Origin of the sequence: Streptomyces sp. NPDC097981, assembly GCF_040302565.1 — a bacterium.
In the GTDB taxonomy this organism is placed as follows: Bacteria; Actinomycetota; Actinomycetes; order Streptomycetales; family Streptomycetaceae; genus Streptomyces.
On record NZ_JBEORW010000042.1, the window covers coordinates 46972 to 61666 of the forward strand.

Here is a 14695-nt window from a genome sequence, read left to right on the forward strand (position 1 = left end):
TACTTCCGGCTCGGCCTCGGCGGTCTCGGCCTCGGCCACCGGCTCGGCGGCGGCTTCTTCCGGCTCCGGCTCGGCCTCAGCAACGGCCGCGGTCTCGGTCTCGGCCTCGGGGTCTACGGCGACCTCGTCGACCGGCTCCACCGCGGTTTCGGCGACAGCCTCGGGCTCGTGAACGTCGGCCTTTGCCTCGGCAACGGCCTCCTCCGCGGCCTCGGCTGCGTCGACCGGCTCCACCACGGGCTCGGCGACTGCCTCGGCCTCGGCAACGGCCTCCGGCTCCGGCTCCGGTTCGGCGGCAACGGCCTCGGCGGCCGGCTCCGGCGCGGGGGTCCCGGCCTGGGCTGCCGCAGGCATGGGGCGGCGGGCCTCCGGGACCGTCGGGTCCGGGGCCGGGGCGGTGAGAAGGGTCCCTGCTTCCCGGTCCCGCGGAGCGGACTGCGGGGGAACCGTCGGACTGTCGAAGGACGCCGCGACCAGTTCGGCCGCCACGTCCAGGGGGGTCCGTTCCGCCTGACTCGGGACGGAGACCGACGTGGCATCCGCCATCTCCGGAACCGGCTCGGCAGACCGTCCGAACACCTTGCGCAACAAGCTCCGAATACCCATGGGCCAGGCCTTTCGCATGAGTGCGTGCGTCATTTGTCCGTGCTGCGCGGTTGATTCCTGCCCAGAGTGGACACGTAAGGTTATCGGCCCCTTGGCTGGATCTTCGGCAGGGGCGCCCTTCGTGGCGCCCGGCCCGTCCAGCACACACACCGTCTCACCGAACTCCCGCGCCGACGGGCCCGGTTCACCGGACGTTCATTCCTCCTCCGCCGCATCGGCGCAACCCGCGCCTCCCGTCGCGGCTGGATTCGACCGATGTGAGGTCGGCTCCCGTGCATCTGCGGAGGACACGTGCGCAAGACCGCGGGCCGTACGGGGCAGTCCGGGCCGCTGTCCACAGCCTGTGTACACAGGGCGAGGCGCTGCACCGCGCGGGGGTCGGCATCGGCGCACCCGGCCGTCGCCGCGAGGACGGCGGCGAGGACCGGGGCCGCGCGGGCGACGGGCTGCGCGGCCCCGGTCCGCGTCCTGTGTGCGGTGCCGCTCCAGTCGTCAGTGGTCCGGGGAGGCGATCGCGCGGGCCGCGGTGAGCTCCTGGCGCACCGGGGCCAGGACGGAGGCCTCGTCCCCCAGTCGCGGCGCCGCGGGCTGCAGCTGGGCCGGTGTCCGGGCGTTGCGCACCCCCTCGGCGAGGGCGCGCAGGTCGGTGATGACGGTCGCGACCTCCTCGCTGCGGGGGGCTTCGGCGCCGTGGTTGACGCGGACCCGGGCGGCGGTGGTCGCGTCCACGATCCGCTCGACGGCGACGACCAGCGGCCACCAGGCCGCGGCCCGCGCCCCCGTCGGCGGCGGCTCGGTCAGCGCCCGCTGGAACTCGCTCCGTACGTTCGACAGGTCCCGGTAGATCCGCCGCCGGGCCTGGAGCCGGGCGGTCCGCGCGGCCTGCCGTCCGGCCTCCGTCTCCGGATGGCCGCCGAAGGCCCGCTCCACGTACCGGGCCGCATCGTCCACGGTGTCGGCGAGCCGGTCGCCGATCCGGGTGCGCCAGCTCTCCGGCCACAGCAGGTAGCCGAAGACCAGGGTGATGGCGCAGCCGATCAGGCTGTCCAGCAGCCGGGGCCGGATCAGGTCGAAGCCCTGGTGGTTGAGGAGGTCCGAGAGCAGCAGGATCACCGGGGTGATCGCGGCGGTCTGGAAGGCGTACCCCTTGGCGGAGAACGCGGGGATCAGTGCGGCGAGCACCACCATCACCGGCACGTCCCACCAGCCGCGCGGCACCTCGGAGAGCACGGCGGCGGCGATGACCAGCCCCGCCGCCGTGCCCAGGGCGCGCAGCACGGCCCGGGAGAACACCGAGCCGAAGTCGGGTTTGAGGACGAACGTGACGGTCAGGGCGACCCAGTACGAACGCTCGACCGGCACCAGGGAGACGAGTGACTGCGCCAGCCCGATGCACAGGGCGAGGCGCAGCCCGTACCGCCAGGAGGCGCCGGACAGCATCATGTCGTGCACGGCCCGCCGGGCCCGGACCGTCAGCGCGGCGGGCCGGCCGAGCCGGTCGTCGATGTTGTGCACGTCCGGGTCGGGCAGGTACACGATGGCCGCCGCGTGCCGCAGGGCGGAGTCGAGGGCCCGTTCGGCGGGGGTGTGCGGCGCGGGCAGCTCCAGTACGGGCTTGCCCGTGCGACCTTGTTCGACGGCCCCTGCCAGTTCCCGTACGGCCGCCGGGATCTCGGGCGGCAGGGGTCCGCCGCGCAGGTGCATGGCGGGCGCTGCCTCGACCAGCGGAATCACCACGTTCAGCTGGGCCAGCATCCGCACGAGCGAGGGATTGCGGCCGTGTACCCGGGCGCGGCGGCCCAGGACCAGGTCGTAGGCCTGGTTCAGTGCGTGGGTGACCTGTTGGCGGCGCTCGTCGTAGTCCGGTCCGCCTGCGGCTTCGAGGGCGTCGGCGAGGGCCCGGTAGGTGGCCGCCACGGCGACGCGCTCCGGCTGCCGTCCGCGCAGCGGCCAGCCCAGCAGGGTCAGCAGGAGGACGAACAGCCCGCCCGCGCTGAGCAGCAGCGGCGCCGTCCACCAGGGCCGGGGCAGCGGCAGGCCGGCACCGACCACGGCGTCGAGGAGGAGCAGCAGTCCGGAGACGGAGGCGACCGTGCCGATCGAGGAGATCATCCCGGAGACGAGGGCGATCAGGGTGAGGGCGCCGACGGCGAGCCAGCCGTGGCCGAAGACGAGGGCGCCGAGGGCGACTCCGACCGCGCCGAAGAGCTGGGGCACGGCGATGTTCAGGATCCGCATCCGGTAGGCGTCGGCGGTGTCGCCGATGACGCCGGACAGGGCGCCCATCGAGACGAGGGCCCCGTACTCGGGCTCGTTCAGGGCGAAGCCGACGGCGAGCGGGGTGGCCATCGCGATGCCGGCGCGCCCGGCGGCGGCCCAGGGGATCGGGGCGGTGCTCGGCCGCAGTCCCTTGAGCAGCCAGGCGGGCGGAGCCAGCGGATGGTGCCGGGGTCGCCCGGACGGTATTTGTTCGGTGCGTTCGGTGCTCATTCAGCTTCCGTGCGGCCGCTCGTGAATCGGTTCTTCTGTGCTGTTCCGGAGTCTTGCGTTTCTTCTGGGTTCTTCTGGGGCGTTCTGCGTGCGTTGGTACCTTCCGAGCTTATGGGGTGCGACGCACCCGGCCCGCCACCCAGGCGGCGAGCGCGGCGGCGAGCCCGATCGCGAGGATCACCCAGGCGGTCGTGCGCAGGAACGCGGTGAGCGCGTCGTACACGGCCGCGGCGGCCGCCCGGTCGATGTCGGCCGGGAGGTCGTCCAGGGTGAGCCGGCGGCAGACGGCCACGGCGATCCACAGCAGTACGGCGCCGACGGCGACGCCCAGCCCGGTGGCGATCACGGCGCGGCGCCGGCGGACGGCGACCGCGATCGCCGCCACGGCCAGTACCACGGTGAGTACGGGGAGCCAGATGCCGGCGATCTGGAGCATGCGGAAACCCTTCCGGAGCGCGCCGAGGTCGTCGTACTCCATGACTTTCACGGATACGTGGGTCACCGGGATGCGGTCGGCGAACGGGACCCCGTCGGCGACGAGTTCCCCTTTGACCTGCTCGATGACGGGTGCCAGGTCGATGGTGACGGCGTCGCCGTCGCCGGTGGTGAGCGCCTTGAGGAACGCGGCGTGCGCGGCGCGGTTGGCCGCGTCCCAGGCGGTGCGGTAGGCCGGTGTTCCGGTGAAGGAGCGCAGGGCCTCGCCGAGCAGGGCGTCGACCCCGCCCTGGAAGGGGCCGGCGTCGATCTGTCCGGCGAGGGCGCGGCCCGCCTGGGTGACGACCACGTCCTGTACGGCCGGATTGCCGGACAGCGGGGACATCGCTGCGGTGTACCGGTCGGCGTCGCCCAGTTCGCGGTCGGCCCAGTACGCGACGGCGCTCGCGGGCACGAGGACGACCACGAGCGCGAGGAGTACCGCCGAGAGGAAGGTGCGCACGTCACCAGGGAAAGCCGGGAGAATGCGGGGCGCGAGCGGTGCTGCTGCGGGCGGGTGGTGGACATCGGGTGGGTACCGCACAGCTGCGTCAACCTGGCCCGGGTCGGTCCGGGTCGGTCCGGGGCGGCCGTCCCGGCTGCGCGGCCCGGGCGCGTGGCACGACCGCGCATGCCGTGACCCGGGCCGAACCGGCCTGGCGCCGGTCCCCGCCGGGCAGGACGCTGATCCACTGATCCACTGATCCACTTGCCGGTCGGGGGCGGCGGGTGTGCCCTGGATGATGGGAGAGAGGAGCCCTGTCATGGCACATGCGGCACCCACCGCCCCGGGGCGGCACTGGCAGGCGGCCGGTACGGACGATGCGATCAAGGGCCAGCTGACGCGGGCGCTGCTCCTCGGGCTGGTCTACGGCGTCTGGGCCGCCTTCATCAGGCGCGACACGGGCGGGGTCGACACGGGCAACGTCTTCTACGGGATCCTGTGCGGCGCCGTCTTCGCCGGCATCATGTTCACGCTCGCCCGCGTCGGCCCGCGGCTGATGCGGGAATTGCACGCCACGGCGTACGGCGCGTTCGGCGGGATCGCCGTGGGCTACCTGTACAGCCTGGCCGGCCACTCGATCCTCCGCTCGTGCTGGGTCGGCTTCATCACCGGCATCGGCATCGGACTGGCGGCGTTCTACCGCTACTACACGCGCGAGCCCTGAGCCGGAAACCGAGGCAGGCGCCGGTCCCCGCACGGGAACCGGCGCCTCCTCGTGTCCGGGTCTCAGCCCCCGGACGGGGCTTCGGAGCCGACGGCCGGGGTGGATGCCGTGGCGGCGGACGCCGTGGTGGCGGGGATTTCCTCGTCTTCGGTCCCACGGCTCGCGGGCTTCGGAGCCGGCGGGCTGTAGCGGGTGACCTCGGCGCGGAGCATGGCGTTCAGGGCGGCGTACGGATCGATGGGCATGCCGGAAACCTCACGGTGTTCGGGTGTGTGGGGGTACGCGCTGCTGCTCGGCCCTCTCAGCAGCGCAGGACCACACTCCGAACCGTCCACGCGGACAGCATCGGCCCGGCCGTTCCGTCCGAGCTGGCGCGCTCCGCCTCGCCGGCGTGTTTCACGTGAAACGCCGGCCGAGGCAGCTGCCGTACACCTGTCAGCCCGCGCACGGTCGGTCGTACGGCGGCCCGTACTTCGGGATCCGCGGCCGGATCGGAATCCCCTTCGGCGGGGGTGCCCGGCTCGCTCGGTGCGCCGGAGCCGGTGTGCTGGGCCGCCGTGGCCGCCGTGGCCGCCGTGGCCGCCGCCGCGGCCGCCGTGACGGCGGGACCGGTCGCGAACATGCACAGCAGCACGACACAGGCCGCCGACAGGGCCCTGGCCAGTGCCGTACGTGCGTGCCGTGTCCCGCTCATGCGAGGGGTCTGCCCCGACACTCCGGCCGGCTCCCCGGCCGGGCCGCAGAAGCCCCCGTCCGGGTGACGAAGAGACACCCCCTCGGGTGACAGGAGGCCGAGGGGGGCCGGTGTGCGGGTCAGCCGGTGCGGCGCTGGCCGGTCAACCGGGCCAGTACCGTGGTCTCGCCGCTGACCAGCCGCAGTTGGGCGCGCCCGGGCCGGCCGCGACCGCCGGCCTCGCCGGCCGAGACCCGGTCGACGGTGAACACGGCGGTACGGCCGTCCGCGCGCGGGATCTCGACGGTCAGTCCCCGCCGCAGCTCGGCGAGGCGCAGGTCGGCGGCGGTGACCACGGCGGTGCCGGCCGTCCCCGGGGGCGGGCTGGCGTGGTCCCAGGCGGCCTCGTCCCCGTCGCCGCCCAGGGGCAGGTCGACCCCCAGACTCGGGATGTGCAGCCGCAGCGGCCGCGCGGCCCGCAGGGGTGTCAGGGCGGCGGCCCGCGTGGGGCGGGTTCCCCTGCCCGGCGCGTGGTGTCCGGCGTGCTCCAGCTGCTCGACGAGCCGGCGGTGGCCGGACAGGCCGAGCGCCCGGGAGGGCAGCGCGTCGGCGGCGGTGGCAGCCGAGGGCCGTGCGCCCTCGGTGCTCCGCAACATCCCTATGCCGGCGCCCAGCAGAGCCACTGTCAGCACTGCGGCCACCCACTTGGCGCGGGGCATGGAATTCCCTCCTGGTCCGATCCCCCGGCTCCGGCTGCCGGGTCTCCTGAGAGCAGTGGAACCCCTCCCTGCCCGCCGGTGCCGGTTACAACGCGGGAGACTGACGACACGTCACAGGCGTGTCGCCTCCGAGTTCCGGACGTCTTCGCAGTTGATGGCGGGTGAACAGGCGGTGTTCCGAGGGGTGCGGGAGATCCGCCCGAACGGGTGGAACCGGTGGAGCGGGTACAACGCCATGCCGGTCACCGCGGCCGTGCCGGCTCGCCCGGGTCATGGAGGGTCAGCTCGGCCATCCTCAGCAGCCGCCGGACGTGGGTGTGGGCCGCGTGGTGCCCGTACAGCAGGGCCGTCCACCGGCGCAGTTCCGGCAGGCCGTCCGCGAGCAGGTCCAGCCGGTGGCGGTCCAGCAGGCCGCCGCCCGCGAGGTACGAGGAGACGTGCCCGCACAGCGTGAGGTCGAGGGCGACGGCCTCCGCCGTCCCGGGCGTCCCGGCCGGGAGTTCGGAAAGCAGCCCGGCGTGGGCGTGCCAGAGCCGGGCGATCTCGTGGACCGCCGCCCGATGCCCGTCCGGGCCGGGCCAGCGCGGCCCCCGGAAGAACGCCGTGTCGGCGGCCGAGGGGCGCTGCCGGTGCAGGATCCGCTTCTCCTCGCGCCGCCGCTCGGCGAAGGCGGCACGCTCGGCGATCCCCGCGTTCCGGCTCGATTCGAGCTTCTCCAGCGTCCGCACCAGGGCGTCCCCGTCCCGGTCCAGGTCACCGGCGGTGCGGAGATAGGACCAGGTCGCCTCGAACCCGGGGGGTCCGAACAGCACGACGGCGCTGCGCAGTGCGCTGCGCCGGTTGGCGTGCGGCAGCGCCCGGTCCCGCACCCGCCGGGCGTACACGGTGAAGCTCATGGCTCATACCACCACGAACACGACCGCCGCCGCCCCCATGAGGGCGGCGGCGAGGTGCACGGCCGGGTGGCCGTAGTCGCCGAACCAGAGGTGGCGGGCCAGGCCGCCGAGGGCGGCCAGGGCCGTGATGATGCCGACCTGGGCCAGCAGCGTGACGGTGGTGCAAGGGGCCAGGAGCAGCAGAACGGTGTTGAGCCATAACGGGACGGCGCCCGTCCAGCCGCGCCATTCCCAGATCGCCGTCCGCATGTACTACCGGCCCCTCATCGTCAGCTCACGGGCTGTACAGCCTCCTGGGGTGCGGGGGCCGGGGCAATAGACCGTTCGGCAAGAAAACCGAAGGCCAGGCCGAAAGTCGTCCACATCGCGGCCTGGACGGCCAGGGTGGTGAGGCGGAACTGCCAGATCAGTGCGGCCGGGAAGTCCGCCGGGACCTCGTTGATGCCGGGCAGGGACGCGTAGGCGATGGCGACCACCGCCACGAAGCCGAGCGAGGCGATGACCGATGCGTTCCAGTTCCCGAGCCTGGGCGCCAGGCGCCGGCCCAGGATGAGCGCGCCCGCGGACAGCAGCGCGCTCAGCGCGATCATCAGGATGAAGAGGGTGGTTCTCCGGACGACGGTGTCGGGGTCTCCGACGGCCGGCGGGTTGGAGGGGTACTTGAGGAAGGGCACCAGGTTGAGGGTGACGAACAGGCCGCCCGACACCAGCAGGGCCGTGGCCCGCGGGCTGAAGCGACCGATACGGCCCAGGGCGTAGCAGAAGACGAGCGCGGCGATGCCGCCGAGCGCGATTCCGTACAGCAGGGTGCCGGTGCCGAGGCCGGCCGTGGCCTGGAGGGCCCGGCTGACCGGGGCCGACTCCTCGCCGTGGTCGTGGCCGGCGGCGGCCGCCTCTTCGATGGCGATCGCCGCGTCGACCTTGGATTCACCGAGGACGTACGCGACGAGGAAGGCGGCCACGCCTGCGAGCAGGCCGGCCAGCATGCCCCGCACCAGCAGGATGCGGGGTGAAATCGGGTTCATTGCTTGGTTCTTCCCTTGCCTGAGTGGAGATCAGTGGCAGGGGAAGCCGAGGAGGTGGCGACCGTCGTGCATCCACTCGTGGACGGTGTCGCCCTGGAAGATCGCGGTGGCGCCCTGCTCGGCGCCGACGAGGTAGAGCAGGACCAGCATGAGGACGCCGACGAACAGCGCCCAGGGGGCGAGCGCGGAGAGCGAAATCGGGGCGACGGCAGGGGCCGTCGTGGGCACGGCGGAGTGAGCCATGGTCAGAACCTCCAGAGGGAACACGCGTCCCGGTCAGTGGTGCTCGCGACGACGGTGGCGGGTCTGACTTTCCCTCCCCCTCCGGGAGGATTCACAGTGGCGCGACCGTGCCGGATTTTCACCGGTACTTCCGTCATACCGTCGTCTTTTTTTTGTTGTCGTCCAAGACCGTACCGCGTTTACGCTCCCCTTATGAAGAGCGCCGTGGTACGAGTTCAGTTCGTGAGACGTCCGTTCGGCGACGCGGAGCGGCAGGCACGTTTCGGCCACGGGGAGTCCTGCCCGGGGTACGAGGGCCTGCGCGGCCCGGACGCGGGGGAGTGGGCCGGGCGGACCCTGGACGAGGTTTTCGCGGAGGACCCGGCCGCCGTACAGCGATGGCTGACCGACCCCGACTACGCACCGCCCGGGGGTGAGTCCGTCACCGCGCTGATCGCCCGTGTCGGCGCCGCACTGGCCGCGCTGGCCGCGGGCTCGCACCGCGCCGTGGTCGACCAGGCCGTCGTACGGGCGGCCGTGGTGCACGCGCTGGAGCTGCCGGCCGCCGCGTTCTGGCGCCTCGACGTACGGCCCGACACGGTGACCACCCTCTCCGGGCGGCTCGGCCGCTGGAACCTCCAGGTCGGGCAGCCGGTGGAGAAGTAGCCGCCGCAGCGCCCCCCGGGGCAGCGCAGCGGCCCGGACCCCGCGACGCGGTCCGGGCCGGACCGGTGCACGAGGCGGCACCGGCGGCAGGGGCAGCAGCGGCGAGCCGTTACGCGACGATCCAGTCGCTCGTCGCGATCACCGGCTGTACGCCGTCGCGGTGGACGGTGCCCTCGATCAGGCCGTACATCCGGTCCGCCGCGAAGTACACCTCGTTGTCGTTCTTGAGGCCGAAGGGCTCCAAGTCGACGAGGAAGTGGTGCTTGTTGGGGAGGTTGAGGCGCACCTCGTTGACCCGCGGGCAGTGGTCGAGCACCCGCTCGGCCATCTGGTTCAGCGTCTGCTGGAGCGAGTACGAGTAGGTCTCGGCGAAGGCCTCCAGCATGTTCTTGCGGACCTTCTTGTACGACTGGTCCCAGTCGGACGAGGCGTCGTCGGCGGCCAGCGCCGAGTGCGCCCAGCGCGCGGTGACCTTGGTCGCCAGGATGCGGTCGTACGCCTCCTTGAGCGTCGTGTACTCGTCCTTGATGTAGCCGTGGAACTCGGAGTTCGTCGAGTTCATCACGGTCAGGTCCTTCAGACCCGAGATGACCTGGAGGCCGGTCGTCTCGCTGTACGTGATCTGCGCGGTGCGCACCTCCTGGCCCTTGCGGACGAAGGAGTGCTGCTCCTTGCGGGTCGGGACGGGGATCCGCTCCCAGGCATACTCCTCGATCCGGATCTGCGCCTCGCGGATCGGCGCCTGGGAGGAGACGAAGTGCTTCGCGAGCAGGATGCCGAAGGCCTCGGGGGAGGCGATGCCGTGTTCCTTGCCGAAGGCGTACACCGTGTTCTTCGTGGTGTCGGTCGGCAGGCAGTTGGCGTTGTCGCCGGTCAGGTGGACATCGCGGAACTCGCCGCGGAGCGCGACCGAGACGTTGAGGTCGCGGATCTCGTGCCAGGAGCCGTCGGCCCCCTTGCGGGTCACCTTGACGATGCGGTTCTCGGCCTTGCCGTACTGGTTCTGCGCCAGGACGTGCTTGCTCATGGTGTCTTCCTTCGGTGCCTCGGGAACACGGAGTCCGGTGGTCTGGATCCCGTACGCCCGGCGTCCAGCGCCCGTCCCCGACCACAGGACGTCCCGCTCCCCGCCGTTCGGTCCCGGGGGACCGCCCCGGGACTGACGTGCATCCCGGTCCGTAGGTGCTGCTTCGGATTGCAACATGCGCGAGGGGCGTTGTTCCCCGTACAGATCATCCGAATACCGGCACCCACGGATTGGGCGACCCCACAGCCCCGCAGGTCACGGCCCTGTACTCACGCCATGTGCGCGTCAGCGACCGACAGGGCCCCGTCGAGGATCTCCAGGCCCTTGGCCACGTCCTCCGGGGTGATGTTGCAGGGCGGCGCGACGTGGATGCGGTTGCCGGCGATCAGCGGCCACAGCCCGCCCTTCTTGCAGGCGGCCCCGAACTCGGCCATCGGCGCGTTGTCCGCCGCGGAGGCGTTGTACGGGACGAGCGGCTCGCGCGTCTGCCGGTCCCGTACGAGCTCCAGGGCCCAGAACGTGCCCAGACCGCGGACCTCCCCGACCGAGGGGTGCTTCTCGGCGAGCGCGCGCAGGCCCGGCCCCAGCAGCTCCGCGCCGGTGCGGGCGGACTGCTCGACGATGCCCTCCTCCTCCATGACGTTGATCGTCGCCACGGCGGCGGCGCAGGCCAGCACGTGCCCGGAGTACGTCAGCCCGCCCGGGTAAGGCCGGCGCGCGAAGGTCTCGGCGATGGCTGCCGAGATGGCGACCCCGCCGAGCGGGACGTATCCGCTGGTCACGCCCTTGGCGAAGCAGACGAGATCGGGGGTGACGCCCCAGTGCTCGGAGGCGAACCACGTCCCGGTGCGGCCGAAGCCGACCATGATCTCGTCGAGGACGAAGACGATGCCGAAGCGGTCGCAGAGCTCGCGGACGCCCGCCAGGTAGCCGTCCGGGTGCACGAGCACGCCGGGAGCGCCGCCGACGGTCTCCAGGATGATCGCGGCGATCGACTGCGGACCCTCGAAGACGATGGTGTCCTCAAGGTGGCGCAGGGCGCGCTCGCACTCCTCGGCCTCGGTGGCCGCGTAGAAGGGCGAGCGGTAGGCGAAGGGCCCCCAGAAGTGCACGACGCCGGCGGTCGCGCTGTCGTTGCCGAAGCGGCGGGCGTCACCGGTCAGATTGATCGCGGTGGAAGTGGCCCCGTGGTACGAGCGGTACGCGGACAGCACCTTGGGCCGGCCGGTGTGCAGCCGGGCCATCCGTACGGCGTTCTCGACGGCCTCGGCGCCCGCGTTGGTGAAGAAGATCTTGTCGAGGTCGCCCGGGGTGCGCTCGGCGATCAGCCGGGCCGCCTCCGAGCGGACGTCGACGGCGAAGCCGGGCGCGACGGTGCAGAGCTTGGCCGCCTGCTCCTGGACGGCTGCCGTCACCTTGGGGTGCTGGTAGCCGATGTTCGTGTAGACGAGGGCGCTGGAGAAGTCGAGGTAGTGGTTGCCCTGGTAGTCCCAGAAGTACGAGCCCTCGGCCCCGGCCACGGCGAGCGGGTCGATGAGCTCCTGCGCAGACCAGGAATGGAAGACGTGTTTCCGGTCGGCGTCTTTGACGGCGGCGAGCGCGTCGGCGGCTTCTGCGTTCATGTCCTGAGCGTAGTTGTCCATGATGTGGACTCCTGGGAGGGTGGGGACCCCGGCCCGTCGATCAGCGGCTCCGGGGAACCACCCGGCCCGGTTCGAGCGAGAGCAGCACCGGCAGGGCGCGCCATGGTGCGGCCCGGCGGGCCCGGCCGGCCCGGCCGGAATCCGCGCGCACTTGGCGCATCGTCCCGGTTAACGTCCTTGTGTGCATTGACGATCGCGACGCGAGGACGTGACAGGTGAGCGAGAAGGACACCCTGGCCCGGCGCTTCGAGGAGCACCGCCCCCATCTGCGGGCCGTGGCCTACCGGATGCTGGGCTCGCTCAGCGAGTCCGAGGACGCCGTGCAGGAGGCGTGGCTGAAGCTGAGCCGCTCCGACGCCACCGCGGTGGAGAACCTGGGCGGCTGGCTGACCACCGTGGTCGGCCGGGTGTGCCTGGACATGCTGCGCTCGCGCACCACGCGGCGCGAGGACCCCCTGCACGACCAGGACGGGTACGTCCGGCTGCCCGACCCGGTCGTCACCGGGCTCGCCGGCATCGATCCGGAGCACGAGATGCTCGTCGCCGATTCCGTGGGCATCGCGCTGCTCGTCGTCCTGGAGACCCTGGCTCCGGCCGAGCGGCTCGCCTTCGTCCTGCACGACCTCTTCGCCGTCCCGTTCGACGAGATCGCCCCGGTCCTCGGCCGTACCGCCGCCTCCACCCGGCAGCTCGCCAGTCGCGCGCGCCGCCGGGTGCAGAGCGCCGCGCCCGCCCCCGACGCCGACCTGGTGCGCACCCGGGAGGTGGTGGACGCCTTCCTCGCCGCCTCGCGCGGCGGGGACCTCGACGCGCTCGTCGACCTCCTCGACCCCGACATCGTGGCCCGCTCCGACGGCGGAACGCTGCGCCCCAGCGCGGTCCGGCGGGGTGCGCGGGACGTCGCATCGAATGCGATCACCTTCGCCCGGTTCGCCGCGGCCGCCCACCCGGTCTTCGTCAACGGCATCCCCGGAGTGCTGGCCGTGGCGGAAGGCAAGCCCATGTCGGTCATGGCGTTCACCGTCAAGGACGGGAAGATCGTCGCGCTCGACATCCTCACGGACCCCGAGCGCCTCGCCCGGATCGACCTCGGATCCGTTCTGGAGGACTGACGCGCAGACGTCCGCAGACGCCCGCAGACGCCAAGCCGGCAGCGTTCCGCTCTTGTTGAGGATCACCAGAGAATCCTCGGTGGAGCGGGAAACCTTGCATTGATTCGAATATCAATAACCGGCTTGATCGTCAGTTTCTTTTCCAGAACTCTTGCGCTTCCTGGGCGGCTTGGGCAGGATCTGGTTCCTGTTCAGCCGCCCGGTCGTGCGAACCGCAACCGGGCCGGCTCGGCAAGGGCCGGGAACGCCACCGCGAAGCCGCCCGAATTCCGACGCGCCCGGTATCCCCACGCTGTTCAACCCCGTCATCCCCACCGCCTTTCCCTCTTTTCCCCTCCGCTTCCGCCTCCGGCCGCCACGACACATGGCGCGCGGCAGGCGTCGCAGGCGAACGCCCGCGCAGTCGGCCCGCTGGTACCCCTCCCCGGAAAGACGTGATCGTGAGCAAGCACACTGGCGCCGGAGGGAGTCTGCAGGCCGACGCGCTGGGCACGTTCGACTCCGTCGTGATGGCCGTGGCGGGCTGCGGCCCGGCCTACACCATCGCGGGCACCTTCCCCGCACTGATAGCCGCCGTCGGCGTCGCCGGACCGGCCGTACTCCTGTACTGCGCCCTCCCCGTCCTCGGCATCGCCCTCGCCTTCCGCCACCTGGGCCGGCTCGACCCGAACGCCGGCGCCTCGTACGCCTGGGTGGGCAGGTCACTGCACCCCTCCCTCGGCTTCCTCAGCGGCTGGGCACTCGTCGTCTCCGCCACCGTGTTCATGGCCTCCACCGCCCTCCCGGCCGGTGTTGCGACGCTGTCCCTCTTCGGGTCCGGGGCGGCTGCGGCCGGTCACACCGCCCTGGCCACGGCCGTCGGCGCGGCCTGGTTCCTGCTCATGGCCGGCGTGGTGATGTACGGCGCCCGGATCAGCGCCCACGCCCAGACCGTCATCACCGGGACGCAGCTCGTCCTGCTCCTGGCCTTCGCGATCGCCGCGCTGTCCAAGGACGGCAACGTCGCGGACTTCTCCCCCTCCTGGTTCGGCTTCAGCCACTTCGACGGCCAACACCACTTCGTGAGCGGCGCGTTGATCGCCGTCTTCGCCTACTGGGGCTGGGACGTGACCGGCAACCTGGGCGAGGAGACCCGCAGCGGGCGCCGCAGCTCGGGATTCGGCGGAGTGATCGGCGTCGTGACGTGCTTCGCCCTCTTCGTCGTCTTCACCATCTCCGTCAACATCCTCGTCGGCACCGATGTCGTACGGCAGAACCCCGAGTCCTTCCTCACCGTCCTCGGCGACGCGATCTGGCCGGGCTGGGGCGGGCGGCTGCTCGTCCTCGCGGTGCTGCTCTCCACCGTGGCCACGCTGGAGACCACGCTCATCCAGGCCACCCGCACCCTGTTCGCCATGGGCCGCGACCGCACCCTCCACCCGGCGTTCGGCCGTATCCACCCCCGCCGCCAGACGCCGTGGACCGCCACCGTGGTCGTCGCGGGCGTCGCGCTCGCCTTCACGATCGCGGTCAACACCGGCTCCGGAGCCGGATCCGGCTCCGGGGCACGGCTGCTCGCCGCCGCGGTCAGCGGCGTGGGGCTGCTGATCTGCTTCTACTACGCTCTCGCCGCGTTCTCCGCCGTCCTGGTCCACCGCAGGCAGCTGTTCGCGTCCGCGCGGAATCTGCTCCTCATCGGCCTGTGGCCGCTGGGCGGCGGACTGTTCATGGTGTGGATCTTCATCCAGTCGGTGACCGAGCTGAACGCCCCCGCCCTCGGCATCGGGCTCGGCGCTCTCGTGCTGGGCGTCGTACCGATGCTGCGGTCGCGGCGGCGCGGCCTGTCGTACTACGAGCCGGTCCCGCTGGACCCCGAACGCGCCCGGGCCGTGGACGCTTCGTACGGGGTCACCGACCTCGACCCCTCCCGCCGGTCCGGCTCCGGCCGGCCCGAGGAACTTCTCACCGACTTCTGATCCGCCGGCCCGATGATC

Annotated in this window: 15 protein-coding genes and 1 pseudogene; 4 read left to right on the plus strand and 12 right to left on the minus strand. The window is 72.2% G+C overall.

Annotated features, from left to right (window positions below):
* From ABTY04_RS31550 to ABTY04_RS31560, 3 genes and pseudogenes are all read right to left on the minus strand, one after another.
* Positions 1-546 (minus strand): annotated as a pseudogene (locus ABTY04_RS31550) (hypothetical protein); the annotation flags it as partial.
* Positions 547-1098: 552 nt separating this feature from the next.
* Positions 1099-3096 carry an FUSC family protein gene (locus ABTY04_RS31555; protein WP_352216844.1) on the minus strand — a complete coding sequence of 666 codons (1998 nt, stop codon included), beginning with the start codon at positions 3094-3096 and terminating at the stop codon, positions 1099-1101.
* A 109-nt stretch (positions 3097-3205) separates the two neighbouring features.
* Complete coding sequence (locus tag ABTY04_RS31560; RefSeq protein WP_352216845.1) at positions 3206-4033, minus strand: hypothetical protein; 828 nt, start codon at positions 4031-4033, stop codon at positions 3206-3208.
* 301 nt (positions 4034-4334) lie between these two features.
* Between ABTY04_RS31560 and ABTY04_RS31565 the strand changes: the two genes are divergently transcribed.
* The gene (locus ABTY04_RS31565; protein WP_352216846.1) at positions 4335-4739 is read left to right on the plus strand and encodes a hypothetical protein; all 405 of its coding nucleotides are present in this window, start codon (positions 4335-4337) and stop codon (positions 4737-4739) included.
* Between the two features lie 62 nt (positions 4740-4801).
* Here the strand turns inward: ABTY04_RS31565 and ABTY04_RS31570 are convergent, their stop codons facing one another.
* From ABTY04_RS31570 to ABTY04_RS31600, 7 genes are all read right to left on the minus strand, one after another.
* The gene (locus tag ABTY04_RS31570) at positions 4802-4984 is read right to left on the minus strand and encodes a hypothetical protein (RefSeq protein WP_352216847.1); all 183 of its coding nucleotides are present in this window, start codon (positions 4982-4984) and stop codon (positions 4802-4804) included.
* Positions 4985-5040: 56 nt separating this feature from the next.
* Complete coding sequence (locus ABTY04_RS31575) at positions 5041-5433, minus strand: hypothetical protein (protein ID WP_352216848.1); 393 nt, start codon at positions 5431-5433, stop codon at positions 5041-5043.
* A 119-nt stretch (positions 5434-5552) separates the two neighbouring features.
* Complete coding sequence (locus ABTY04_RS31580) at positions 5553-6131, minus strand: class F sortase (protein ID WP_352216849.1); 579 nt, start codon at positions 6129-6131, stop codon at positions 5553-5555.
* A 242-nt stretch (positions 6132-6373) separates the two neighbouring features.
* Positions 6374-7027 carry a hypothetical protein gene (locus ABTY04_RS31585; RefSeq protein ID WP_352216850.1) on the minus strand — a complete coding sequence of 218 codons (654 nt, stop codon included), beginning with the start codon at positions 7025-7027 and terminating at the stop codon, positions 6374-6376.
* A gap of 3 nt (positions 7028-7030) precedes the next feature.
* The gene (locus ABTY04_RS31590) at positions 7031-7276 is read right to left on the minus strand and encodes a hypothetical protein (RefSeq protein ID WP_352216851.1); all 246 of its coding nucleotides are present in this window, start codon (positions 7274-7276) and stop codon (positions 7031-7033) included.
* A 20-nt stretch (positions 7277-7296) separates the two neighbouring features.
* Positions 7297-8052: a CbtA family protein gene (locus ABTY04_RS31595; RefSeq protein WP_352216852.1), complete on the minus strand. Its 756-nt coding sequence runs from the start codon at positions 8050-8052 to the stop codon at positions 7297-7299.
* A gap of 30 nt (positions 8053-8082) precedes the next feature.
* The gene (locus ABTY04_RS31600) at positions 8083-8295 is read right to left on the minus strand and encodes a CbtB domain-containing protein (protein WP_327284483.1); all 213 of its coding nucleotides are present in this window, start codon (positions 8293-8295) and stop codon (positions 8083-8085) included.
* A gap of 222 nt (positions 8296-8517) precedes the next feature.
* Here ABTY04_RS31600 and ABTY04_RS31605 point away from each other — a divergent pair, with 222 nt between their 5' ends.
* Entirely contained in the window at positions 8518-8940 is a 423-nt protein-coding gene (locus tag ABTY04_RS31605; protein ID WP_352216853.1) for a histidine phosphatase family protein, read from the plus strand.
* 109 nt (positions 8941-9049) lie between these two features.
* Here ABTY04_RS31605 and pucL read toward each other — a convergent pair whose 3' ends face one another.
* Both pucL and ABTY04_RS31615 read right to left on the minus strand, forming a co-directional pair.
* The gene (gene pucL, locus ABTY04_RS31610) at positions 9050-9967 is read right to left on the minus strand and encodes a factor-independent urate hydroxylase (protein ID WP_352216854.1); all 918 of its coding nucleotides are present in this window, start codon (positions 9965-9967) and stop codon (positions 9050-9052) included.
* Between the two features lie 269 nt (positions 9968-10236).
* On the minus strand, positions 10237-11589 hold the full coding sequence (locus ABTY04_RS31615) for an aspartate aminotransferase family protein (protein ID WP_502996755.1): 1353 nt from the start codon (positions 11587-11589) through the stop codon (positions 10237-10239).
* Positions 11590-11825: 236 nt separating this feature from the next.
* Between ABTY04_RS31615 and ABTY04_RS31620 the strand changes: the two genes are divergently transcribed.
* Both ABTY04_RS31620 and ABTY04_RS31625 read left to right on the plus strand, forming a co-directional pair.
* Positions 11826-12722 carry a sigma-70 family RNA polymerase sigma factor gene (locus ABTY04_RS31620; RefSeq protein ID WP_352216856.1) on the plus strand — a complete coding sequence of 299 codons (897 nt, stop codon included), beginning with the start codon at positions 11826-11828 and terminating at the stop codon, positions 12720-12722.
* 440 nt (positions 12723-13162) lie between these two features.
* Entirely contained in the window at positions 13163-14677 is a 1515-nt protein-coding gene (locus ABTY04_RS31625; RefSeq protein WP_352216857.1) for an APC family permease, read from the plus strand.
* Positions 14678-14695: the final 18 nt, after the last annotated feature.